Genomic DNA, 24116 nt, shown 5'->3' with positions numbered 1-24116 from the left:
TCTGCTGGCGAAAGGACTCTGCTGGTGAAAGGACTGTGCTGGTGAAAGGACTGTGCTGGTGAAGGACGATCGATCGCCTCGGAGACGTCTTCTCTCTCCCGTCGCCGCTCTCGCCTCCTGCCTGGTGGTGCTGGCCGCCGCGGCGGGTGTCTGGGCCGGAGCGGTGATCTTCACGCCTGCAGAGGAGGTCGTGCCGGTGACCGACTACACGACCGCTGTCGCTCGCGCCGGTGCTGTCGGCGCGTCGGTGAACCTGGTGGCGACCGCCCACTGGACCCAGTCCCCCGCGGGGACCAATTCGGCGCAGGGCACGGTGACGACGGTGAGTCATGTGCCCGGCGAAGTCGCCCACCAGGGCGAGGAGCTCTACACCGTGGACCTTCGGCCTGTGGTTCTCGCGCGCGGCGTGATCCCCGCGTTCCGGGACATCGACGGGACGAGCGAGGGCGAGGACGTGGAGCAGCTGCAGGAGCTGCTGGGCGACCTCGGGTACTACCGCGGCGCTGCGGACGGTGCACCGGGACCGCGCACCGCGGCCGCGATCAAGGAGTGGCAGAAGGCTGCGGGATTCCCGGTGGACGGCGTCGTCCGACGCGGTGACCTGGTCTTCGTGCCCGAGGTGCCGACCCGGCTGGTCGTCGACGAGACCCTCATCACCCGGGGAGCCGTGGTCTCGGGCGGCGAGGTCGTCGCGAGGACGCTGCCGAAGACGCCGACGTTCTCCGTCACGGCGACAGCGGCGCAGGCCGCTCAGATCGGCGTGGGAGTCGCGGCGGAGATCACCGGACCGGACGGCCCCTGGCGGGCGGTCACGGCGGTCCAGGAGGTGAAGCCCGAGGTCGGGGTGTCGATCGCGCTCGCCGGCGTGGACGGCGAGATCATCTGCGGCGAATCGTGCGCGGATCTCGATGTGACTCAGGACACCCTCCTCCCCGTCCTCCTCACGACGACACCCGAGACGTCCGGCCTGACCGTCCCGACCGCGAGCATCCGGACCGACGTGAACGGGGATCTCGAAGTGACCGATTCGGCCGGCGGGAGGCATCCCGTGGAGGTCGTCGCTGCCGCGAAGGGCGTCTCGGTCGTGACCGGTCTCGCGGAGGGCACGGTAGTGCGTGTGCACGGCGATGACGCTGCACCCCGATGATCACTGCTGAGAGCATCGGCTTCCGCTATCGACGAGGTCCTCGGATACTGACCGACTTCAGTGCCGTCGTGAAGCACTCCGAGATGGTCGCGATCACCGGCTCGTCGGGGAGGGGCAAGTCGACCCTGCTCTACATCCTGGGCCTGATGGCGACTCCGGAATCGGGACGCGTCCGGATCGACGGCGTCGATGTGAGTGGCATGAGCGATCGGTCGAGGTCGGAGTACCGAGCCGAGAACATCGGGTTCGTCTTCCAGGACGCCGCTCTGGATCCCACGAGAACGGTCCTCGACAACATCGTCGAGACGGCTCTCTATCGCGGGTGCAGGGACTCGGCTGTGGAACTCGCGGCGCACGGGCTGATGGAGCGCTTCGGGGTCGCCCTGCGCGCCTCGGCGAGACCCCACCAGGTCTCCGGCGGCCAGGCGCAGCGGATAGCACTGTGCCGGGCACTCATCAACGATCCGACGATCCTCCTCGCGGACGAGCCGACGGGGAATCTCGATCCGGACTCCGCGGCGGTGGTCGTCGACGCACTGCGAGAGCGCGCCCGCTCGGGATCCTCGGTGATCGTGGTCACGCACGACGAGACGGTCGTCGCCTCCTGCGATCGGAGGATCCGCCTGTGAAGCGGAGATTCGTCCTGCCCGTGCTCCGGGAGGCCCTCGCCTCCTCGCTCGCGCAACCGGTGACCTCCCTCCTCACCCTGGTGATGGTGGTGGCGATGTGCGCCGGGATCGTTCTGACGACCGGGCGGACCGTGGGAGCGGAGCAGAGCGTTCTCGCGACGGTGGACTCGGCGGGAACCCGTTCCATCCTGGTCCGAGCAGAGGTGCAGGCGGGCCTGTCGTCGGACGCACTGGAGAGGATCTCCCGACTCTCCGGAGTGCAGTGGGCGGCGGCGTTCTCGGATGCCACTGACGTCGGGAACTCCCGGATCGCGGAGGGGAGGAAGGTCGCTCTTCGATCGGCGTGGTCCTCCGACTTCGCAGAGCTGGGCATCGATGCGGCGCGCTCTCCCAGCGGGTCGGCGTGGGGGTCCGAGGAGGCGCTCGCGGCACTGGGCTTCGCCGAGGAGACCGGCTCGGTCTCGACGGGCAGTGGAGCCGGGGTCGACGTCGTCGGGACCTTCACCTCGTCCGAGTACCTGTCCTTCCTCGGCCCGTCCGTCCTGGTCCCGATGCCTCCGTCCTCGACCGGGAGTGTGGGCTCCTTGATCGTCATCGCTTCGGAACCCGAGATGATCCGCCCGCTGACGCGAGCGATCGGCTCCCTTCTGGCTCCGACGGACCCGCAGGGCGTCACCGTGACCACGAGCGCTCGGTACGCGGACCTGCGTGCCGTTCTCGAGGGCACTCTCGGGGGCTTCGGCCGAGATCTCGTCGGTCTCATCGCCGGCGCGGGCGCGGTCCTGGTCGGTGCGACGCAGTACGGTCTCGTCCTGATGCGACGCAAGGACTTCGGACGCCGAAGGGCTCTCGGCGCCACGAGAGGCCTCATCGTCCTGCTCGTCGTGTGTCAGGTCCTCCTCGTCGCGACGGTCGGCGCTCTGCTGGGGACGGCGGGTTCCGCCGTGCTCCTGGTGGCTGGCGGCGACCCGCTTCCCGGCGTCGACTTCCTGGTCGCCACGGGCGCTCTGGCGATCGTGGTCTCCGTCGTCGCCGCGCTTCTCCCCGCTCAGAGGGCGGCGAGCAGGGATCCGCTGCACGAGCTGCGAGTGCCGTGATCCTGAGGCACCTCGGTCGCCGCGCCCCCTGCTCGTGCCTCCGGGCGTGAGCCCGGACTCCACGACTCGACTCACCGCCGGTGCGGGCTCAGCACCGCCTCGACGAGGGCGAGCTGGCGCTCGGGCTCGATGACCGAGCCGCGCGTGACCCACTCGACCTGCTGGCCGGACGCGACCGACAGCAGCAGGTCGACGACCGGTTCGAGGGGCGCCTCCGCGGCGATCTCGCCGAGCGCGACGGCCTCCCGCAGCCGCTGCAGGAGCGTGATCCGCCACTCCCCGTCGACGGACGGCGCCGCGCCTGCGGCCGGGCCGAGGACGGCGACGCGGCCCCAGAAGGAGACGACCAGCCGGGCCTCCGAGCGGGTCGTCTCGTCCAGCGGCAGGATCTCGGTCATCATCGCGCGCAGTGCCTCGAGCCCGGAGAGCTCGGCCGTGCGCTGAGCGATGCGCGCGTTCGTGCGCTCGAAGACAGCATCGAAGGCTCCGGAGAGGACGGCGTCGAAGTTCGGGAAGTAGTGCCAGAGCGAGCCCGTCGCCACGCCGAGCTCGGCGGCGATGGCCCTCGAGGTCGCGGCTTCGAGGCCGTCGCGGTGGGCGATGGTCAGCAGGGCGTCGACGACGGCGCGACGCCGGGCGTCGTGGTCGACGATCTTGGGCATGGGTCCATTCTCGCGGCACAGCGGGAGGGACGCCGCCGCTGTCCTCGGCGGCCGCCGACGACGTTCACGCGACCGTAACAGGATCGAAACCGTTGTTGAGCGGTAGCTCAATAACGTGGCGGTCAACGCTTCCCGATGCTCCTCCCGGGATCCGTGCCCGCTCCTCCTCGCACGCCGTTCCTCCTCCCCCGCCGGCCGATGTCGCCGCCGGCCTCCCGCTCCTCCCTCAGCCCTGCTCCTCCCTCAGCCCTGGAGGCTCCCCATGGTCATGCCCGTCGACACTCCCGTCGCCGAACCCGCCCGCCTGCGCGGGTCGCTCGGACCCACCGCGATCGTCTTCATGGTCGTCGCCGCGGCGGCCCCGCTCACCGTCGTCGCCGCCAGCCCGATCGGGATGGCGCTCACCAACGGCGGCGGCGTCCCCGCGAACTACCTCATCGCCGGCGTCGTGCTGCTGCTCTTCGCCGTCGGCTTCACCGCGATGGCCCACCACATCAAGGACGCCGGAGCGTTCTACTCCTTCATCGGCGCGGGCCTGGGCCGGGTCGCCGGCAGCGGCGCCGCGTTCCTCGCGCTCTTCACCTACCTCGCCATCCAGACCGCGATCTACGCCTTCTTCGGCTTCTCCACCTCGGCTCTGCTCGACGGGCTCGGTGTCACCGGGACCCCGTGGACGCTCTGGTCGGCTCTCGCGATCGCCGTCGTCGGCCTCCTCGGCTACCGCGACATCGACCTGTCCGCGAAGGTCCTCGGCGTGCTGCTCGTCCTCGAGGTCCTGGTGATCGTCGTGCTGGCCGTCGCGGTCCTGGCCGGCGGGGGGAGCGAGGCGGAGGGGGTGACCGTCGCCTCGTTCTCCCCCGCCGTGGTCCTCTCCGGGCCGGTCGGCCTCGGCGTGATGATGGCGTTCGGCGGCTACACCGGGTTCGAGTCGACGGCGATCTTCCGCGACGAGGCCCGGGATCCGAAGCGGACCATCCCCCGCGCCACCTACGCCGCCGTCCTCGCGATCGGAGTCTTCTACACGCTCGCCACCTGGGCGCTCGTGGTCGCCTGGGGCACCGGCGGCCTCAAGGGGCTCGCCCTCGAGCACACGGGCGACCTGCTGCAGCTGACCGCGACCACCTACGTCGGCTCCTGGCTCGCCGAGACGATCGCCGTGCTCCTCTGCACGAGCCTGCTGGCCTGCGTCATCTCCTTCCACAACGTGGTCAGCCGCTACCTGCACTCGCTCGGCAGGACCGGCCTCCTCCCCGCCTCCCTCGCCGGCACCCATGCGGCGCACGGGTCGCCGCACCGCGCCTCGGTGGTGGTGACGGTGATCTCCGTCCTCCTGCTCGGGGTCTGGACGGCGAGCGGCTGGGACCCGCTGCTCCAGGTGTTCACCTGGATCTCCTCGGTCGGCGCGATCGGGATCATCCTGCTGTTCGTGCTGGCCTCGGTCGCCGTGATCGCCTTCTTCGCCCGCACCCGTCTCGACCGCCGGGTCTGGAACACGGTCGTCGCCCCGGTGCTCGCTCTGATCGGGCTCGTCGCCGTCCTCGTGCTCGCCGTCACGAACTTCCCGGCCCTGACCGGCTCGGCCGACCCGGTGCTCAACGCGACCCTCGCCGGCGGTCCGCTCCTCGCCCTCGCCCTCGGTGTCCTCGTGGCGATCCGGGTGCGCCGAGCGCACCCGCTGCGCTGGGCGCTCGTGCGGTTCGACCTCAGCGAACCGGCGGCGCCGATCGACGCTCCGCGCGCCACGACCGGCGTCTGACCCTTCCTCCCTCCGCACCGACCCTCTGGAGCAGTTCATGACCTCGACCCTCGACACCGTCGACACGTCCACCGCCACCCCGTCCACCTCCGCCACCGAGTGGACGCCCGTCGCCGCCCATCCCCTCGACCCGCTGCACGCGGCCGAGATCGAGCGCTTCCGCGCTGTCCTGGAGGGCGCGGGGCTCGTCGGCGCGTCGACCCGCTTCGCCTCCGTGCTGCTGCGCGAGCCGCACAAGCGCGACGTCCTCGCGTTCGAGGCGGGCGCGGTGCCGCCCCGCGAGGTCACCGCGCTGCTCACCGATCTCGCCGCGAACACGCTCAGCCAGGTCGTGGTCGATCTCGTCAGCGGAGCGGTGGCGGTCGAGCGCCTCGATCCCGCGGTCACCGGCTGGGGGCCCTCGCTGAACGAGGACTTCCCCGCCGCCGACGCGCTCGTGAAGGCGGACGCGCGCTGGGTCGAGGCGCTCGCCCGCCGCGGCGTCACCGAGCTCGACCGCGTGCGGACGGTCCCGCTCTCGGCCGGTGTCTACGGCTACGAGGACGAGGTGGGCGTGCGCGTCTACCGGGTGCTGGCCTTCTGGCAGGAGTACCCGACCGACTCGGTGTGGGCGCACCCGATCGACGGCGTCGTCGCCCACATCGACCTCACCCACGGACGGGTCCTCCGGGTGGTCGAGACGGACGTGATGCACGTCCCGCAGGAATCGGGCGACTACCTCGACCCTGTGGTCCGCGGCCCGGAGCGGACCACCCTGAAGCCCATCAGCATCACCCAGCCCGAGGGGGTGTCCTTCGAGCTCGACGGGAACGTCCTGCGCTGGCAGAACTGGGAGGTGCGGATCGGCTTCAACGGCCGCGAAGGTCTGACCCTGCACCAGCTGTCCTACGAGGATCAGGGCCGGAAGCGCCCGATCATGTACCGCGGGTCGATCTCGGAGATGGTCGTGCCCTACGGCGACCCCACGCCGACGCACGCCTGGCAGAACTACTTCGACGTCGGCGAGTACCAGTTCGGGCGCCTGGCGAACTCGCTCGAGCTCGGCTGCGACTGCGTCGGCGAGATCAGCTACCTCGATGCCGTCGTCGTCGACGATCTCGGCGCGCCGACGACGATCCGGAACGCGATCTGCATCCACGAGGAGGACGCGGGCATCCTCTGGAAGCACACCGACGACTTCTCCGGCACGAGCGAGACGCGGCGCCAGCGCCGCCTCGTGATCTCCTTCTTCGTCACCGTCGGCAACTACGACTACGGCTTCTACTGGTACCTCTCGCTCGACGGCACGATCGAGCTCGAGAGCAAGGCCACCGGCATCGTCTTCGCGTCGGGGCATCCGGGCGGCGACTACCCGTACGCCTCCGAGCTCGCGCCCGGGCTCGGTGCGCCGTTCCACCAGCACCTCTTCTCCGCGCGGCTGGACATGACGGTCGACGGAGTCGCGAACGCGGTGGACGAGATCGAGGTCCAGCGGGTGCCGAGCGGCCCCGGCAACCCGTGGGGCAACGCCCTCGCCCGCAGGGTCACTCCGCTGGCCAGCGAGTCCGAGGCGCAGCGGCTCGCGGACACCGCGGCCGGACGGGTGTGGAGCATCCGCTCGACGGAGACGACCAACCGGATGGGGCACTCCCCCGCCTACGTCCTGCACCCCGAGGGGCGGCCGGTGCTCGCCGCCGCCGACGACTCCTCCGCGCGAGCGCGGGCCGGCTTCTCGACCAAGCACCTCTGGGTGACGCAGTACGACCGCGACGAGCTGTGGGCCGCGGGGGCGATCGTGAACCAGAACCCGGGAGGGGCGGGTCTCCCGCACTACGTCCGCGGCGACCGGCCGCTGCTGGGCGAGGACCTCGTGCTCTGGCACACCTTCGGCCTGACCCACTTCCCGCGGCTGGAGGACTGGCCGATCATGCCCGTCGACACCGCCGGGTTCGTGCTCAAGCCCGACGGCTTCTTCGACCGCAACCCCACGCTCGACGTGCCCGCCACCGCGAGCGCGGACCACTGCGCGCCGGGACAGCACCACGGCACCGGCCACGGCGGCGACGCCGCGGCTCACGCGCACTGAGCGCCGTGCCCGCCCTCGTCACCGGCGCGATGCTCGGCGCCTCGCTGCTGGCGGCCTGCTGCACGATCGTCGATCCGCACCGGGCGGGTCGCGGGTGGATGCGGGCCTCCGCCCTGCTGATGCTGGCCGCGATGACGGACAACAGCACGGTCGGCGTCGTGCCACCCCTGCTCTGGGCGGTCGCCGTCGCAGTGATGGGCGTGGGCTCGGTCGCCGCCGACCGGAGTGCCGTGGGCGCGACGGCGACCGCGTCGCGCGTCCACCGCGGGCTGGCCGCGCTGGCGATGGGCGCCCTCCTCGTCGGTCACCCCGGGGCAGCCTCGGGCGAGCACGCGCACGCGGCTCTCGGCCTCGGAGTCGTCGTGACCGCCCTCGGCGTGGTCGTGGTCGCTGGCGGGCTCGCGCTCACCGTCGTGCGCTGCGCGGCTCGGGAGCGGCTGTCGGCCCGCGAGCGGATCGCCGCCCTCGAACCCGCTCTGATGGCGGTCGCCGTCGGCGCGATGCTGCTCTGACCACCTCCGCAGCCGCTCAGTGCAGGGACAGCTCGACGATGAGCACCGCCGCACTCAGTGCACCGACACCGGTCAGGACGAGCAGCTTCGTCCCGAGGGCGGCTTTCACACGGAGCACGGCGAGGAGCGTGATGACGATCAGGGTCGCGACCAGCACGATCGCGGTGAGACGCAGCGCCTCGGGAAGAGCCAGGGCACCGGAGGCGCTCACGCACAGGATGAGGACGGGAGCGATGATGACGCGCAGGGAGCCGAAGCTGACGGAGAGCATGTGCCGGATCTCGGCGCCGCGGGGCAGGACGCCTCGCGTCATCATCGACGCCGTCAGATCGGCGACGAACACCGCGAGCAGCGTGCCGAACACGGTGACGGCGAGAGTCACCGCCGCGCTCCGCACGGACGCGTGGTCGACGTCGCGCGCCGAGGAGACCGTGACGACCAGGGCGGTGAACGTCACGTAGATGCGCTCCTTGAGCGCTTCCGACGCCGAGGAGCGGGACGTGTGCGTCGGCGAGACGGTGTCAGCGTCCGGCACAGCGCTCCCGGCGACGCGTGGTCATCGGGTGGCTCGCTCCGGCCGTCATCGACTCTCCAGCATCCGCTGCAGCACGGCGGCCGGAGCGGGGCGCGAGGCGTTGCTCTCGGCGACGGCGCCGGCGCGCGCTGCGTGGTCCGAGTCGGCCAGGAGGCGGCGCAGGGCGCCGGGGAGCTCGTCGAGTCCGGCGATCCCGATCGCAGCGCCGGTCGCCTCGACGCGCTCGGCGATCAGCGGCTGGTCGGCACCGTGGGGCCAGAGGACGAGGGGGACACCGTGCGCCAGCGCGGCCAGCACCGTGCCCGCTCCTCCCACGGTGACGATCGCGGAAGCTCCGCGCAGGAGCCCGTCGATCGGAGTGAACGGCACCCAGGTCACCGACCGGTCGTCGGATCCGACGACGCTCTCTCCGAGCGCGAGACCGGTCGTGACGACCGCGTCCACGCCCGCCTCCGCCAGACGGGCGGCCAGCTCTCCCAGTGCGCCGGCATCGGAGAAGATCGTCCCCATGCTCGCGACCACGCGGGGTCGCCCCGTCGCCGGCGCCTCCGGCGCCTCGCCGGAGCCGCGCCCTCGATGGGCGGAGAACGCCATGTCGTGCACGGGCGCGTCCGACCACGTCGGGTCCTCCCCCACCGTGAGCTCCTCCGGCCAGATCTGCACGGTCCCGGCGGGGTCGCGCGGCTCGAGGCCGGCGGAGCGGTAGCGCTCCCCCGCGGACTCGGCGATCGCCTCCATCCAGGAGGTCGGCGGGTGCACGGTCATGCTGAACCTCCACCACGGCACGTCCAGGAGGGCGCTCAGGAACGGCCCGACCGAGTTGAAGACGTCTGCGACGACGACGTCCGGCATCCACGACCGAGCGGCCGGTATCGCCGCAGGGAGGGACAGGTCGAGCAGGACACCGCCGAACGTCTCGCCGATGCCCTCCACGGTCGGCTGCATCAGGTCCCCCTGCGTGCGCTCAGCGGCCAGCGTGGCGAGCTCGAGCGGCATCGGTCCCGCCGGCAGCAGCTCGACTCCCAAGGGAAGGTCCGACTCCAGCAGGGGACGCAGGTCGGCACTCGCGATCAGGGCCACGGTGTGACCGCTCTCCAGAGCCGCTTCCATCAGCGGCGCCATCGGCAGGACGTGACCGTGGGCGGAGACGGCGGTGAACAGGATTCTCGACATGCGTCCATCCTCTCGGCCCGAGCCACTAAACCACAAATGTTGTTTTGCTCTGCCGAGGACGGATCGCCGCAGCGCCCGGGTTCCGTCGGCGGCAGAATCAGGCCTGCGGTGCCCGCGTGCGCGTCCGCAGCCGGTACAGGCTGGTGGTCGCGGCGATGAAGAGGTCGGTGTCGTCCGGCCCGCCGAAGCAGACGTTCGCCACGACCTCCGGCACGGGCACGAAGAGCAGCTCGGCGCCGTCCGAGGCGAAGACGTGCACGCCGTCTCCGGCGGAGGACCACACCCGGCCGCGCTCGTCGACGGCGATCCCGTCGGGCAGGCCGTGCTCGATCACCGCGAAGAGGCGGCCGTCGCGGGCGCCGGCTCCCCGGTCGACCACGTCGTAGGCGCGGATCCAGTGGCCGGGACCGTCCTCCAGGCCGCGCGCGCTGTCGGTCACGTAGACGGTCGCGCCGTCCGGTGAGAAGGCGATGCCGTTCGGCTGCACGATGTCGGTGACGACCGGCGCGAGTCCGTCCCGGGCGGTCCAGCGGAAGACCCAGCGCGCCCCGTACTCGCGCTCGCCCGGGTGCCCCTCGGCCGGCTGCCGGATGCCGTAGTCGGGATCGGTGAACCAGTAGGAGCCGTCGGGCGCGACCGCGACATCGTTGGGCGAGTTGAGCCGTCCGCCGTCCCAGCTCGAGACGAGCTCCTCGACCGTGCCGTCCGGCCGCTCGCGCTCCAGGCGGCGCAGCCCGTGCGAGCACTGCACCACGCTCCCGTCCGCGTCCAGCAGCCGGCCGTTGGTGAACTCCACGCCCTCGCGGTGCACCGAGGTCTCCCCGGTCGCACTGTCCCACTGCAGGATCCGGTCGTTCGGGATGTCGCTCCAGCGCAGGCCCCCCTCGGCCGGGATCCAGAGCGGACCCTCGCTCCAGACGGCCCCCGTCCACAGCCGCTCGAGTCCGCCGTCGCCCCGGAGGAGCGCCTCGTCGTCCGTGCGGCCGTCGTCCGTCCGGCCGTCGTCCGTGCGTCCCTCGTCCGTCCGTCCCTCGTCCGCTGTCTCGTCGTTCATCGGCTCCCGCCCGTCCTCTCGTCCTCGTCCTCGCGGAGGGCCGCCCGGACGGCGCCCTCCAGCCTTCCCGTGTCGCCGAAATCCCCGGCGCGCTCCGCCACGACGGTCCGGAGGACCTCGTCGGGCGCCACTCCCGCGGCGCGCAGCTGCACCACGCGATCCAGGACGCGGCGCAGATGAGCGTCGTAACCGTCGATCAGCTCCGGACCGCCGATCGGACCGTGGCTCGGGACGATGATCGCGGGTGCCATGGCGCGCAGCCGCTGGAGGCTCCGCAGCCACGGTCCGATGCGCGAGTGCGGGCTCGCGAACGCCGGAGCACCGGCCATCGCGAGGTCGCCGGCGAACAGCACGCGGTCCTCCCGCACGAAGGCGGCGGTATCGCCCTCGGTGTGGTTCGTCCCCATGGCGGTGATCAGCACCGCGACTCCGCCGAGGTCCAGCTCGATCGTGTCGTCGAAGACGACGTCGGCGGGCCGGAACACCGCCCCCTCGAGCAGGCGCCGGTAGTGCGGGGACGCCGCTCGGAAGTCGTCGGCCACCGCCGGGGCGGTCGTCTCGAGCTCGCGCACCTGGCTGCGCGCGCGCAGCAGCACGACGTCGGAGGGGAAGGCGCCGGCACCGAGATCGTGCTCGGGGTGGGTGTGGGTGGTCAGCAGCAGCAGCGGGCGCTCCCCCGCGACGGACCGCGCGGCGGCGAGGACCCTCGCGCCGTTCTCCGCGCCCATCCCGGTGTCGACGACCAGGGCCCTGCGCTCGCCGACGACGACGCCGACGTTCGGGACGCGGGCCCGCGAGCCGTCGGGGACGAGGTGCACGTGGTCGGAGAGCCGGTGCCGCGTCTCCGGCCGGATCAGCGGGTCGGGCAGCTCGGTCGTGCCGGGTCCGGTCATGCCGGGATCACCGCCGTCGACTCGCGGACGACCAGCTCGCACTCGAGCGGCAGGACACCGCGCCGCTGCTCGCCGCCGAGCATCGCCAGGACCGACTCGGCGGCGAGGCGCCCGAGCTCGTCGAGCCGCGGATCGACCGTCGTCAGCGGCGGACGGGAGGCCAGCGCCATCACGTCCCAGTTGTCGAAGCCGACGACGGAGACGTCCTCGGGCACCCGCACGCCGTCCTCCTGAAGCTGCTCGACCACGCCGCGCGCGATCTGGTCGCTCCCGCAGAAGACGGCGTCGTAGGGCCGCCCGTCGCGGGTGAGGATGCTGGCGGCCTGCCGCCCCCAGGCCTCGCTCCAGCTGCCCCACATCGCGGTGACGTCCTCGGCGGCGACCCCGGCCGCGGCGAGCTCGTCGAGCATGCCGGCGTAGCGCAGCCGGGCGGCCAGGTGCTTCTGCGGACCGGAGATGTAGGCGATCCGGCGGCGGCCGAGAGCGAGCAGGTGCGAGACGGCGAGCCGTCCGCCGTGCTCGTCGTCGATGACGATCGACAGGTCGTCGGGCTGCTGCGACCGGGCCAGGACGTAGCAGACCGGGACCCGCGTCGAGATGGCGATCGGCGGCCGGGTCTCGGCGCGCCGGCCGGTGACGATCACGGCGTCCACCCGCCGGGCCAGGAAGGTCTGCAGGTGGTGGTTCTCCCGGATGGGATCGCCGCGGCCGTCCGCGAGCAGCACCGAGATCTGACCCGCACTCAGAGCGTCCTCGACGCCGAGCATCAGCGGGATCGCGAAGCGGCTGAAGCTGTCGGTGGTCAGCAGGCCGATCGTGTACGCGCGGGTGATGCGCACCTCGCGGCGGGAGACGCCCTGGTCGTAGCCCAGCCGGCGGGCGACGCCCTCGATGTGCTCGCGCGTCTCGCCCCGCATCCGGCCGGTTCCGCTCAGCGCCTTCGACACCGTGCTCAGCGAGACGCCCGCCTCGCTCGCGATCCGCGCCAGCGTGATCCGCTGTCCGTCCATCACGCACCTCCTTTGCGCAGTCAGTTTTCCCACTGTTCACCGCCACCGCAAGGTCGATCTGAGAAAGATTGGGAAAGTTTTGCTTTGTGCGCATCCCGACTCCGACACTGGGTGAGGCCCACGGCCCTGTCATCTCGAAGAGGAGAAATCATGAACAGACCGACGCGATTCACGGTCGGCGGCGCGACCGTCCTGGCCGCGACCCTGGCGCTCTCCGCCTGCGGAGCGGCGAGCGGCAGCACCGGCTCCGGCGAGGCGAGCGAGCTCACGATGTGGGCGCGCTCCTCCACCCAGGACTACACGGAGGCGCTCGTCGACGCCTACAACGAGTCGCACGACACGCAGATCGAGCTGACGATCGTCGCCTCGGAGAGCTTCCAGCAGAAGGTCGGCGCGGCGGCCGGAGCGGGCTCGCTGCCCGACATCCTCGCGTCCGACGTCGTCTACGCCCCCAACTACGCCAAGCAGTCGGTCTACCTCGACATCACCGACCGCATCGCCGAGCTCCCCTACGCGGACGATCTCGTCAAGGCGCACGTCGACGCCTCGACCTTCGACGGCAAGAGCTACGCCGTCCCGCACAAGGTCGACTCGAGCTTCATCTTCTACAACAAGGACCTCTTCGCGAAGGCGGGACTGGACCCGGAGAACCCGCCGACCACCTACGACGGCATCTACGAGGCCGCCAAGGCGATCACCGCGCTCGGCGACGACACCTACGGCGCCTACTTCCCCGGCAGCTGCGCCGGCTGCAACGCCTACACCTCCTTCGGAGTGGCGAAGGCCGCCGACGAGGTGCCGTTCAGCGACGACGGCGCGACCGCGGACATCGACAGCGACGCGCTCGCCGACTGGTTCGGCCTCTACCAGCGCCTCTACGCCGACGGCCTCGTCGCGCCCGGAGCCTCGACCGGCGACTCCACCACCCAGCAGGAGCCCTTCCTGCAGGGCAAGGCGGGCATCTGGCCGAACGGCTCGTACTCGATCCCGTCCGTCAATGAGACCGTCGACTTCGACTGGGGCTACATGCCGCTCGCCACGGCGGACGGCAGCGGCACCGGCACGTTCGTGGGCGGCGACGTCATCGGCATCTCCGGAACCTCGAAGAACGCCGACGCCTCGTGGGACTTCATCCAGTGGACGCTGGAGGAGGACCAGCAGGTCGACATCGTCGCGAAGTCGGGCAACCTGCCCGTCCGCGTCGACCTCGCGGAGAACGAGTACACCGCCGCGGACCCGCGACTGGTCGCCATCACCGCCGGGCTGGCGAACGGCTACACCCCGTCGACCCTCGCCTACGGCGAGGCGATCAACTCCCCGAACGGTCCGTGGCTGACCGCCATGCGCGGTGTCGTCTTCAACGGCGAGTCCGGCGCGCTGGCGGACGGCCAGTCGGCGATCCAGTCCCTGCTGGACGGGGCCTACTGATCGTGGCCACCACCACTCTTCCCGCGGGGACGGCGCCTGCGCTCCGTCCCCGCGGGCGGACCGCCGCCTCGCGCGAGCAGCTCGCCGGCTGGGCGTTCATCGCCCCGACGGCGGCGACGATCCTCGTCCTCTTCGTCCTGCCCCTGGGCATCGTCGTGTTCATGTCGCTCAGCGACTGGCCGCTGCTCGGGTCGCCCACGGTGATCGGCATCGGGAACTACATCGACATCTTCACCGACCCGGGCTACATCGGCGCCATCCTCTTCACCCTCGGCTACACCGCGCTGGCGACCGCCTCGATCTTCGTGCTCGCCCTGGTGCTCGCGGCGTTCCTCAACTCCACCCGGCGCGGAGCGAAGTTCTACCGGATCGCGATCTTCGCCCCCTACGTCGTCGGACTCTCGACCGCGAGCCTGATGTGGGTCGTGAACTACAACGACCAGGTCGGGATCTTCGCCCAGGCTCTCCGCTGGCTCGGGATCGTCGACGGTCCGGTCGGCTTCTTCGACACCCCGCTCAGCGCCACCCTCGCGGTGACCTTCATGATCGTGTGGAAGTTCGTCGGCTTCCAGGTGGTGATCCTCCTGGTCGCGCTGCAGTCCATCCCGTCGAGTGTCAACGAGGCCGCCCTGATGGACGGCGCCAACGCGTGGCAGCGTTTCCTCTTCGTCACCCTGCCGTTCCTGCGGCCGACGCTCGCGCTCCTGCTCGTGCTGTCGGTCACCGGCTCACTGCTGGCCTTCGACCAGTTCACCGTCATGACGCAGGGCGGACCCGACAACTCGACCGTGACGATGGTGATGTCGATCTACAACACCGCCTTCACCTCGTTCGACCTCGGCAAGGCCGCCGCCCTGTCGATCATCATGCTCATCGCCCTCGTGGTGATCAACGGCGTGCAGCTGCGCCTGGTGAAGGGATCCGAGAAATGAGCACCACCGCCGTCCGACCTCCCGCGACGACTCCCCCGGAGCCGTCCCTGCACGCGAAGCCGCCCCGGCGCCGGGAGGGCTGGCGGTCGAGGGTGCGGGGCGTCCCGTTCCACGTCACCGGCATCGTCCTGGCGTTCCTCTTCCTCTTCCCCCTGCTCTGGTCGGTGCTCAACTCGTTCAAGACCCCGGGCGAGGCGAGCGCCGCGCCGCCCACGCTCTGGCCGCAGGAGTGGAGCACCGCGAACTACGACGAGCTCGTGCAGAACGGCGAGGGGCTCGGCCAGTACGTCGGCAACTCGCTGATCGTGGCGACGGTCTCGGTCGTCCTGACCATGGTGATCGCGACGCTGGGCGGCTACGGCTTCGCCCGCTTCCGGTTCCGCGGCAAGAACCTCGTCTTCCTCGCGGTGATCGCGGTGCTGATGGTGCCGCACGCCACGCTCGTGCTGCCGCTCTACTTCATGTTCGCCCGGGCCGGCATGCAGGACAGCCTCGTCGCGGTGGGCCTCGTGCTCACGGTGTTCCAGCTGCCCTTCAGCATCTTCCTGATGCGCAACAGCTTCGAGGCGATCCCGGTGGAGCTGGAGGAGGCCGCGCGGGTCGACGGCGCCTCCTCGATCGCCGTCTTCCTCCGGGTCTCGCTGCCGCTGGTGCTGCCGGGGGTGGTGACGGTCGCCCTCTTCGCCTTCCTGGTGTCCTGGAACGAGTTCTTCATCCCGCTCCTGCTGCTGAACGACGGCTCGACGTTCACCCTCTCGGTGATGCTCGTCAACATCCGCACCGGCGCGTACGGATCGATCGACTGGGGGCTGCTGCAGGCCGGCACCACCGTCGCGATCCTGCCCTGCCTGGTCCTCTACCTGCTGCTGCAGCGCTTCTACATCGGTGGTCTCACCGAGGGCGCCCTGCGCGGCTGACCTCTTCCACGCCCTTTCACGAACTGAGGAAACACCTGTGACGATTCACGCCTCCTTCGACGCGCTCCCCCTCGGGTCGGTGCGTCCCGCCGGCTGGCTGCGCCGCCAGCTCCGCATCCAGGCCGACGGCCTCTCCGGACACATCGAGGAGATCTGGAAGGACCTCGGTCCCGACTCCGGCTGGCTGGGCGGGCCCGGCGAGAGCTGGGAGCGCGGCCCCTACTACCTCGACGGCCTCGTGCCGCTCGCGCACCTGCTCGACGACGACGTCCTGATCGAGCGCACGCAGAAGTGGATCGAGTGGATGCTCGCCAGCCAGCGGCCGGACGGGCAGTTCGGCCCGGCCGGCAACGACGACTGGTGGCCCCGGATGGTCGCGGCCAAGGTGCTGCAGCAGCACGCGGAGGTCACCGGCGATGCCCGCGTGCTCCCCTTCCTCGAGCGCTACTTCGAGCACCAGCTGCGCGAGCTGCCGGCCCGGCCGCTGCACGACTGGGCCGCCGCGCGCGCCGCCGAGAACGTCCTCGCCCTGGCCTGGGTGCACGAGCGCGCCCCGCGGGACGAGTGGACGCGCCTGGCCGAGCTGCTCTTCGGCCAGGGACCCGACTGGGACGACGCCTTCTCGGACGGCCTGATCACCGGACGTGCGATGTACTTCGACCACCGCACGCACGGGCCGAACGTCGCGATGGCGCTGAAGAACCCGGCGGTCCGCGCTCTGATGCTCGGCGGCGACGCCCACGAGGCGACCCAGCGCGCGCTGGCCAACCTGGACCGCTGGCACGGGCAGGTGCACGGCCTCTTCTCCGGGGACGAGTGGCTCGCCGGCCGCGAGGCCAACCGCGGCGTGGAGACCTGCCAGATCGTCGAGTACATGTTCACGATGGCGATCGCCGCCAGGGTCACCGGCCGCTCGGAGTACTCCGACCTCCTCGAGGGGGCCGCCTACAACCTGCTGCCCGCCTCGTCGGACCCGCGGATGGTCGCGCACCAGTACCACCAGCAGGCGAACCAGATCGAGGCGTCGACCGCCGACCGGGACTGGTCCTACAGCACCAACGGGGCCAACGTCTTCGGCTTCGAGCCGCACTTCGGCTGCTGCACGGCGAACTACCACCAGGGCTGGCCGAAGTTCGTCGCGGCGCTGTGGCTGCGGCGAGACGACGCGCTGGCCGTCACCGCCTACGGGCCGAGCGAGGTGCGCGCGAGCATCGGCGGCGGCGAGCTGGTCATCGAGGAGGTCACGGACTACCCCTTCACCGAGACCGTCACCTTCCGCGTGGTCTCGTCCACGACGACGGAGCCGATCAAGCTCCTGCTGCGCGTCCCGGGCTGGGCGACCTCGTTCGACCTCGCGGTCGCCGGCGAGGCTCTCGGCGCCACTCCCGACGACGACGGCTACGTCACCGTCGAGCGGCTCTGGGCCGAGGGTGACGAGGTCGTCCTGCACCTCCCGATGAGCCCGCGCCGCATCCGCCGCGAGCGCCAGGCCGTCGGCGTGCGGGTCGGACCTCTGGTCATGGTCGCGACGCCCGACGAGTACTGGCGTCCGGTGCCGGAGGCCCGCGGGATGGGCGAGTGGGAGGTCTTCCCGCAGCGCTCCTGGAACCAGGCGCTCTACCCGGACGCCCCGGTCCCGCTCGAGGAGTGGGACGTGCGCCGGTCGCCGGTCGGCGACGTGCCCTTCGACCGCGCGGACCCGCCCGTTCGCGTGCACGCGGTCGGCATCCGCGACCTCGCCGAGTGGACCCGCGACGGGGCGAGCGCGAGCCACCCGGTCGACGGTCCCGCGCCAGCGCGCTGGATCAACACCATCGACCTCGTGCCCTACGGCACCGCGCGGCTGCGGATCGCCGAGTTCCCGACCGTGCGGCCGGTGATCGGGGCCAAGGTGCCGCCGGACTTCACCGGCTGATCCAGCACCGCACGAGCCCCCACCCGACCCCGCCGGCGGACGTCGCCGACGACGAGAGGACCCTCATGACGATCCCCCTGGCCGTGACCACCGGAGACCCCGCCGGCGTCGGCCCCGAGCTCGTCGTGCGGCTGCTCGACGAGCTGCGGGGCTCGGCGGCCGACCCGCTCGTCGTCGTCTCCTCCCGCGAGGAGCTGGCGGAGGGGCTGGAGCGGAGCGGCCTCGCGGTCGCTCTCGACGGGATCCTGGAGCCCGGTCGCGTCCGCCTGGTCGAGCCGGCCGGCCCCTGGCCGTCCGCTCGCGGTGCCGTGAGTGCCGCGAGCGGACGGTGGGCGCTCGCCTGCCTCGAGCGCGGACTCGAGCTGCACGCAGCGGGCGAGATCGGCGGGCTGGTCTTCGGCCCGCTGAACAAGACGTCCCTGCACGAGGCGGGGATGACGGAGCCGGACGAGATGCGCTGGTTCGAGAACCGCCTCACGGGCTCGCACACGGCCTCGGAGGTGAACGTCACCACGTCGTTCTGGACATCCCGGGTGACCTCCCACGTCGCCCTCCGCGAGGTCGCGGACCTCGTCACGAGCGACCGCGTCCTCGAGTCGATCGTGCTCCTGCACGATCTACTGGTCGGCGCGGGCACTCCGGCCCCGCGGATCGCCGTCTGCGCGCTCAACCCGCACGCCGGCGAGCACGGCCTCTTCGGCGACGAGGAGATCACCCGGATCCGCCCGGGAGTCGAGCGCGCGGTCGCCTCCGGGCTCGACGCGGCGGGGCCGTTCCCCTGCGACACCCTGTTCCGGAGGGGCTTCGACGGCTCCTTCGACGGGATCGTCACGATGTACCACGACCAGGGCCAGATCGCGCTGAAGACCCGGGCCTTCGACGGCGGGGTGACGCTGGAGGCCGGGCTCGACCTGCCGATCTGCACGCCGGCCCACGGCACCGCCTTCGACATCGTCGGCACCGGAGCGGCGACGCTCGACTCGACCCGCAACGCCTACCGGCTCGCGCGGCGCCTCGCCTCGGCCGGCGTCTCCGCTCACTGAGTCGCGGCGGCCTCGACGGTCAGCCCGCGGAGCACCGCGGCGATCGTCACGCGCTGGGTGAGCGCCGCGTCGGCGTCCACGGGCCACTGGCTCACGGTGCCGACGTGCGCCGCGACGACGGCCTTCGCCAGGACGGACGGCTCGACGATCGGGACGCGGCCGTGCACGGCGGCGAGGGCGACGAACCGCTCCCCCAGCTCGCGAGGGACGCGGCCGTCGTCGATCAGCATCAGCGCGGCGAAGGCCGGGTCGGCGGCGGCCCGCGCCAGCAGCACCGACCGCAGGGAGAACCACTCGCGGCTGGTGGGCAGCGCGTCGAGGAGGGCGCGCACGGCGTCGTCGAGCGTCTCCTCGCGGCCGTCCTCCTGCACCTGGGCTTCGAGGGCGAGGTGCAGCCGCCCCCACACCCGCGCGGCCTGCTCCTCGTGCAGAGCGAGGTAGAGCTGGTCGACGCCGGCGAAGTTGGAGTAGAAGGCGCCGCGGGTGAAGCCGGCCTGCGCGCAGATGTCCTCGACGCGCTGGCCGATGGTGCCGCTGCTCTCGAAGAGGGTGGCGGCCGCCGCGAGGAGGCGTCGTCGCGTCTCGCTCCGACGCCGGACCGGGGTGGGGTCGCCGGTGTTCACAGCGTCAGCCTAGGCGGGACCTTGCTCGGCGCGCACTTCTTCAGTACGTTCTGTATTCGATGCGAAACGTACTGAAAGCAGAGACAGACCCGGCGGACGAAGCGTCGGGAGGGGTTCGACGGAGGTCGCCGTGGCTGCCCCTGGCGGTCGTCGGCCTCGTCGGGGCGGTGCTCGCCTGGCTGAATCAGGTGCCGTGGTGGGGCTGGCTCGTCGTCGCTGCGGCTCTGGCACTGGTGGCGTTCGCCGCGAGGACGTGGCGGCGCCGGCGATGGTTCGTCCGGGGAGCGGCGTGGGTCGCGGCCGCGGGTGTCGTCGGAGCCGCAGCGCTCGCGGCCGGTCCGCCGCCCGCGACCCGGACCCTCGACGGTCCGCACACGGCACCGGTGGCGACCGCCCAGGGCGACGTCATCGGAGTGCGGGACGCCGCGGCCGGTGTCGACGCGTTCGCCGGCATCCCCTACGCCGCTCCGCCGGTCGGGGCGCTGCGCTGGGCGGCGCCGAGCCCGGCCCCGCAGCGCTCGACCGTCCTCGTCGCCGACGACTTCGGACCCTCGGCCGTCCAGCCCGAGCCGTCGTTCGTCTCCCGGGCCGCCACCCGCGTGCTCGACCTGCCGCTGGAGGAGACGCTGCTCGGCGGCTACGACACGGACGAGGACAGCCTGCACCTGAACATCTGGCGGCCGTCCGCCGCGGCCGCCGAGCCCCGCCCCGTGCTCGTCTACCTGCACGGCGGCGGATTCGTGGCCGGCTCCGGCGCTCTGCCCGCCTACGACGGCACGGCGCTGGCCTCTCCTGGCGGCACCGTGGTCGTCACACTCAACTACCGGCTCGGTGTCTTCGGCTTCCTCGACGAGGACGCCCTCGGTGGCAGCACCCCGGGCAACCAGGGCCTGCTCGACCAGGTCGCCGCGCTGCACTGGCTGCAGGACAACATCGCCGCGTTCGGCGGAGACCCGGACCGGGTGACCGTCGCCGGTCAGTCGGCCGGCTCGGGCAGCGCCTGCCTCCTCGGCGCCTCGCCGCTGGCGGCCGGACTCCTGCACGGGATCATCGGCGAGAGCGGCGGCTGCCGGGGAACGGCGGGCGACCGCGACCAGGGCGACCTCTACGACACCGCCGCCGTGGCGCGCGAGGCGGCGGTCGGCCTGAGCGAGGCCCTCGGCGGGGCGAGCCTGGCGGAGATGCGGGCGATGCCGGCCGCGCGCATCGCCGAGGCCGCGAAGAGCCTCTCGACGCACTGGTGGCCGACCGTCGACGGCGTGGTCCTCGTGGACACCCCGAGCGCCGTCTACGCGGCCGGGCGGCAGAACGACGTCCCCCTCCTTCTCGGCAGCAACTCCGACGAGACGTCGCTCGACCTGATCAGCGGCGTCGACTCGGACCCGGAGACCTGGGCCCGGGAGGCGCGGGAGGACTACGGCCAGGATGCGGACCGCTTCCTCGAGCTGTACCCGGGCGGCGACGCGGACCAGGTCACGGAGTCGCGCCTGCGGGCCGGCACCGACGAGTCGATGACCGCGCCCATGCGCCGGTGGGCACTCGCGGCCGCCGCCTCGGGGACGGCGCCCGTCCACGTCTACTCCTTCACCCGGACCCCGCCCGGCCGCGGCCTGGAGCGCTTCGGCGCCTATCACGGCGCAGAGGTCATGTACGCGTTCGGCAACCTCGGCGCGGACGGCGACGCCGACTACACGGAGGTCGACCGCCGGCTCGAGAGCGAGATGAGCGGGCGCCGGCTCGCCTTCGTCGCGGGCGACGAGCCGGACACCCCCGGCGGGGAGCGCTGGCCCTCGTTCCAGGAGTCTCCCGACAGCGTCCTGGAGTTCGGCGACGTCGTCCGCGTCACCGGCCGCCCCACCCCGGACGCGGTCGACTACTGGCTGAGCCGGGCGAGCTGACCCGGAGCCGTCAGGCCGTCTTCGTGGTCGGCCGAGCGTCCGGGTCCTTGCCGAAGCGGCGGACGAAGGTCTGGCGCAGCTCCTCGAGCTGCTCGCGCTCGCGGTCGCTGATCGGATCCGCCTGTCCCGCAGCGATCCGACGCTGCGGGCTGTTCGCTCTCCTGATCACCTCGACCATGGGAACCACCTCCGTCTTCCATTTTCCGTCGCCTCGGGCAGCGTGTCCATGCTCCGCGGAGGCGCCGATCACGGCACGCTCGCGACCGCGGCCCCCGCCCTGGCGGAGCAGGGCGGTCACCGGTCGTGGGGTGACGGGTCTCGCTCGTTCGGGGGTAGGGGCTGGCGCGAGATGACAGCCGGGACCGGTTGTCGCGGGTCGTCCCGAGTGCCAGGGTCGGCACTGGGCGAGTCGTGCAGGCGCACGGTCGCTCCACCTGGAGAGGAACCCGCTGATGCGTTTCACTATCCGCCGATCCGCTGTCCGCCGATCCGCTGTCCCCCGCAGTCTCGCCGTCGCCGTGCTGGCCGTCGCGCTCATCGTCTCGGGCGCTCCCGCTCAGGCGGCTCCCGCTCCGGCGCAGGCGGCAGCAGCGGCAGCACCCGTGGTCGGCCCGATCACCGGGGTCGCCTCGAAGCGCTGCCTCGACGTGCCGAACGGGTCGACCGCGAACCGGACGATCGTGGTCCTCTACGACTGCAACAGCGGCGCCAACCAGAAGTGGACGATCGCCACGACCGGCGAGATCACCGTCTACGGCGGCGCGAAGTGCCTGGAGGTGCGCAACCGCGCGACGACGGCAGGCGCCGACGTGCAGATCTCGGACTGCGTCGGCGGAGACGGGCAGCGCTGGCGAGTCGAGAGCGACGGCACGATCCGCGCCGTCGCCTCGGGCCTCTGCCTGAGCGTGAAGGACCGGAAGACGGCGAACCGCTCGTCGGTGCAGATCGCGGCCTGCGCCGGCGGGGAGTGGCAGAAATGGCGGACCAGCGCGGCCGTCGCGGACACCACGGCCCCGTCCGCGCCGGGGAGCCCGCGGGTGACGAACCTCGCCTGCCGCACGGCGACCTTCTCCTGGAACGCGTCCACGGACGCCGTCGGAGTGGCGGGATACGACGTGTACCACGACGGCCAGTTCATGACGTCGGTCGCCGGGAACGTCCTGTCGACCGGCCTCGACGTGGTGCCGGGCGCGCAGTGGGGGCTCTACGTGAACGCCCGCGACGCCGCCGGCAACGTCTCGCAGGCGAGCGCCACCGTCGCCGTCACCATCCCGCAGTGCAGCACCGACACGCAGGCGCCCACTCGTCCGACCGGGCTCACCGCGCGGGCGACCGGCACGGCCGTCACCCTCACCTGGACCGCGAGCACCGACGACGTCGGGGTGCGCAGCTACACCGTCTTCCGCGGCTCCGCGCAGGTCGGCACGGTCGCCGGCAGCGGCACGACGGCGCCCGTCACGACCTTCACCGAGAACGGCCTCGCGGCGAACACCGCCTACTCCTACACGGTCGCGGCCGTCGACGCCCAGGGCAACACCTCCGCTCGCAGCGCCGCCGCCGCGGTGACCACGGGCGGCGCCTGCAGCACCGCGTTCTGCACCGTCACCCAGGTCGCCACCGACACCGACATCCCCTGGGGGCTGACCACCGTCCCCGACGGGACCGTGCTCTACTCCCGCCGCGACGCGCAGGACATCGTCCGTCTCAACCCCACGACGGGCGTGAAGACCAGCCTCGGGACGGTGCCGAACGTGCAGAGCACGGACGGCGAGGGCGGCCTGCTGGGCATCGCGGTGTCGCCGACGTTCGCCACCGACCAGTGGCTGTACGTGATGCACACCTCCCCCACCGACAACCGGGTGATCCGCCTCAAGCTCGTCGGCGACCGCCTCGACACGAGCACGGTGCAGGTCCTCGCCTCCGGGATCCTGCGGAACAAGTACCACAACGGCGGACGCCTGCGCTTCGGCCCCGACGGCAAGCTCTACGTCAGCACCGGCGACGGCCAGAACACCGCCACCGCGCAGAACCTGAACTCGCTCAGCGGCAAGATCCTGCGGATCAACCCGGACGGCAGCATCCCCGCCGACAACCCGTTCGGGAACGCCGTCTGGAGCTACGGGCACCGGAACCCGCAGGGGCTCGCCTTCGACTCGCAGGGCCGTCTGTGGGAGCAGGAGTTCGGCAACAGCGTCATGGACGAGACCAACCTCATCGTCCGCGGCGGCAACTACGGCTGGCCGGCCTGCGAGGGCACCTCCGGCAGCTGCGGCACCGTCGGCTTCCTCGCCCCGAAGGCGACGTACCCGACCTCCGCCGGCTCCTGCTCCGGCCTCACGGTCGTCCGCGACGTCGTCTACATCGCCTGCCTCCGCGGCACCCGCCTCTACCGCGCCCCGATCACCGGCGACGCGCTGGCCACCCCGACCTCCGCCTTCGTCGGCACCTACGGCCGCCTGCGCACGGTCGAGCCCGACGGCCGGGGCGGCCTGTGGATGACGACCTCCAACACCGGCGACAAGGACAGCATCCCGAACAACAGCAGCGAGAAGCTCCTCCGCGTGACCCTCGGCGGCTGACCTCCCCTGCTGGTCGAGTAGCCCCGTCTTCTGACGCTGGTGGATCTCGATACGCCCGCTGCGCGAGCAACTCGATCAACATGCATCCGCGCTCGACGGCCGCATGCCGGCGTGCCCCTTGCATGCTGGTCGAGTAGCCGCCGCAGGCGGCGTATCGAGACCCGCCGTCCTCCGCGGGGTGGTCTGCAGACCCGCCTTCTGGTGCGGGTGGATCTCGATACGCCCGCTGCGCGGGTTACTCGATCAGC

At 71.9% G+C, this 24116-nt stretch carries 21 protein-coding genes; 13 read left to right on the top strand and 8 right to left on the bottom strand.

The features are described from left to right. Window positions 1-58: 58 nt before the first annotated feature. From EDF43_RS12760 to EDF43_RS12750, 3 genes are read left to right on the top strand one after another with little or no spacing between them, the layout of a single operon-like run. Window positions 59-1147, top strand: a complete 1089-nt coding sequence (locus EDF43_RS12760) for a peptidoglycan-binding domain-containing protein (RefSeq protein ID WP_165909104.1) — start codon at window positions 59-61, stop codon at window positions 1145-1147. Beyond that, window positions 1144-1776 carry an ABC transporter ATP-binding protein gene (locus EDF43_RS12755; RefSeq protein WP_132437218.1) on the top strand — a complete coding sequence of 211 codons (633 nt, stop codon included), beginning with the start codon at window positions 1144-1146 and terminating at the stop codon, window positions 1774-1776. The genes EDF43_RS12760 and EDF43_RS12755 overlap by 4 nt, the downstream gene beginning before the upstream one ends. After that, window positions 1773-2873, top strand: a complete 1101-nt coding sequence (locus EDF43_RS12750) for an FtsX-like permease family protein (RefSeq protein ID WP_132437217.1) — start codon at window positions 1773-1775, stop codon at window positions 2871-2873. Before EDF43_RS12755 ends, EDF43_RS12750 begins: the two co-directional genes overlap by 4 nt. 71 nt (window positions 2874-2944) lie before the next feature. On the opposite strand, the gene EDF43_RS12745 is transcribed toward EDF43_RS12750, so the two are convergent. After that, window positions 2945-3535 carry a TetR family transcriptional regulator C-terminal domain-containing protein gene (locus EDF43_RS12745; RefSeq protein ID WP_132437216.1) on the bottom strand — a complete coding sequence of 197 codons (591 nt, stop codon included), beginning with the start codon at window positions 3533-3535 and terminating at the stop codon, window positions 2945-2947. A gap of 268 nt (window positions 3536-3803) precedes the next feature. On the opposite strand from EDF43_RS12745, the gene EDF43_RS12740 reads away from it, so the two are divergent. Genes EDF43_RS12740 through EDF43_RS12730 form a run of 3 tightly spaced genes read left to right on the top strand, consistent with a single transcriptional unit; the run spans window position 3804 to window position 7868 of the window. Further along, complete coding sequence (locus tag EDF43_RS12740; protein ID WP_165909103.1) at window positions 3804-5291, top strand: APC family permease; 1488 nt, start codon at window positions 3804-3806, stop codon at window positions 5289-5291. Window positions 5292-5328: 37 nt separating this feature from the next. Beyond that, entirely contained in the window at window positions 5329-7356 is a 2028-nt protein-coding gene (locus tag EDF43_RS12735) for a primary-amine oxidase (protein ID WP_132437214.1), read from the top strand. A gap of 5 nt (window positions 7357-7361) precedes the next feature. Beyond that, window positions 7362-7868, top strand: coding sequence for a hypothetical protein (locus EDF43_RS12730; protein WP_132437213.1), 507 nt, complete (start codon window positions 7362-7364; stop codon window positions 7866-7868). 16 nt (window positions 7869-7884) lie between these two features. Here the strand turns inward: EDF43_RS12730 and EDF43_RS12725 are convergent, their stop codons facing one another. The 5 genes from EDF43_RS12725 to EDF43_RS12705 all read right to left on the bottom strand — a co-directional run bounded on the left by EDF43_RS12725 (window position 7885) and on the right by EDF43_RS12705 (window position 12533). Next, complete coding sequence (locus tag EDF43_RS12725; protein WP_132437212.1) at window positions 7885-8403, bottom strand: hypothetical protein; 519 nt, start codon at window positions 8401-8403, stop codon at window positions 7885-7887. Window positions 8404-8448: 45 nt separating this feature from the next. After that, window positions 8449-9576 carry a glycosyltransferase gene (locus EDF43_RS12720; RefSeq protein ID WP_132437211.1) on the bottom strand — a complete coding sequence of 376 codons (1128 nt, stop codon included), beginning with the start codon at window positions 9574-9576 and terminating at the stop codon, window positions 8449-8451. Window positions 9577-9673: 97 nt separating this feature from the next. Beyond that, a complete protein-coding gene (locus EDF43_RS12715; RefSeq protein WP_132437210.1) occupies window positions 9674-10630 on the bottom strand; it encodes an SMP-30/gluconolactonase/LRE family protein in 957 nt (318 codons plus the stop codon). Continuing rightward, entirely contained in the window at window positions 10627-11523 is an 897-nt protein-coding gene (locus EDF43_RS12710) for an MBL fold metallo-hydrolase (RefSeq protein ID WP_132437209.1), read from the bottom strand. The genes EDF43_RS12715 and EDF43_RS12710 overlap by 4 nt, the downstream gene beginning before the upstream one ends. Next, window positions 11520-12533 carry a LacI family DNA-binding transcriptional regulator gene (locus tag EDF43_RS12705; RefSeq protein ID WP_132437208.1) on the bottom strand — a complete coding sequence of 338 codons (1014 nt, stop codon included), beginning with the start codon at window positions 12531-12533 and terminating at the stop codon, window positions 11520-11522. Before EDF43_RS12705 ends, EDF43_RS12710 begins: the two co-directional genes overlap by 4 nt. 150 nt (window positions 12534-12683) lie before the next feature. Here EDF43_RS12705 and EDF43_RS12700 point away from each other — a divergent pair, with 150 nt between their 5' ends. From EDF43_RS12700 to EDF43_RS12680, 5 genes are all read left to right on the top strand, one after another. After that, complete coding sequence (locus EDF43_RS12700) at window positions 12684-13961, top strand: sugar ABC transporter substrate-binding protein (protein WP_123737056.1); 1278 nt, start codon at window positions 12684-12686, stop codon at window positions 13959-13961. A 2-nt stretch (window positions 13962-13963) separates the two neighbouring features. Further along, complete coding sequence (locus EDF43_RS12695; RefSeq protein WP_243581886.1) at window positions 13964-14893, top strand: sugar ABC transporter permease; 930 nt, start codon at window positions 13964-13966, stop codon at window positions 14891-14893. Next, the gene (locus tag EDF43_RS12690) at window positions 14890-15810 is read left to right on the top strand and encodes a carbohydrate ABC transporter permease (RefSeq protein WP_123737057.1); all 921 of its coding nucleotides are present in this window, start codon (window positions 14890-14892) and stop codon (window positions 15808-15810) included. The genes EDF43_RS12695 and EDF43_RS12690 overlap by 4 nt, the downstream gene beginning before the upstream one ends. A gap of 37 nt (window positions 15811-15847) precedes the next feature. Then, the gene (locus EDF43_RS12685) at window positions 15848-17725 is read left to right on the top strand and encodes a beta-L-arabinofuranosidase domain-containing protein (RefSeq protein WP_165909102.1); all 1878 of its coding nucleotides are present in this window, start codon (window positions 15848-15850) and stop codon (window positions 17723-17725) included. 65 nt (window positions 17726-17790) lie between these two features. Then, complete coding sequence (locus tag EDF43_RS12680) at window positions 17791-18768, top strand: 4-hydroxythreonine-4-phosphate dehydrogenase PdxA (protein ID WP_132437206.1); 978 nt, start codon at window positions 17791-17793, stop codon at window positions 18766-18768. Here EDF43_RS12680 and EDF43_RS12675 read toward each other — a convergent pair. Then, a complete protein-coding gene (locus EDF43_RS12675) occupies window positions 18762-19391 on the bottom strand; it encodes a TetR/AcrR family transcriptional regulator (RefSeq protein WP_132437205.1) in 630 nt (209 codons plus the stop codon). The two genes, EDF43_RS12680 and EDF43_RS12675, sit on opposite strands and share 7 nt — an antisense overlap. Window positions 19392-19558: 167 nt before the next feature. Between EDF43_RS12675 and EDF43_RS12670 the strand changes: the two genes are divergently transcribed. Beyond that, on the top strand, window positions 19559-21289 hold the full coding sequence (locus EDF43_RS12670; RefSeq protein ID WP_165909101.1) for a carboxylesterase family protein: 1731 nt from the start codon (window positions 19559-19561) through the stop codon (window positions 21287-21289). 10 nt (window positions 21290-21299) lie between these two features. Here the strand turns inward: EDF43_RS12670 and EDF43_RS21845 are convergent, their stop codons facing one another. After that, a complete protein-coding gene (locus EDF43_RS21845) occupies window positions 21300-21467 on the bottom strand; it encodes a hypothetical protein (RefSeq protein ID WP_165909100.1) in 168 nt (55 codons plus the stop codon). 274 nt (window positions 21468-21741) lie between these two features. Here EDF43_RS21845 and EDF43_RS12665 point away from each other — a divergent pair, with 274 nt between their 5' ends. After that, a complete protein-coding gene (locus tag EDF43_RS12665; RefSeq protein WP_132437203.1) occupies window positions 21742-23868 on the top strand; it encodes a PQQ-dependent sugar dehydrogenase in 2127 nt (708 codons plus the stop codon). The last annotated feature ends 248 nt before the right edge of the window (window positions 23869-24116 follow it).

The sequence above is a fragment of the Rathayibacter sp. PhB179 genome (assembly GCF_004345345.1).
Classification (GTDB): Bacteria; Actinomycetota; Actinomycetes; order Actinomycetales; family Microbacteriaceae; genus Rathayibacter; species Rathayibacter festucae.
Note: the sequence above shows the minus strand (reverse complement) of the source record. Positions and strands in the feature narration are given on the sequence as shown.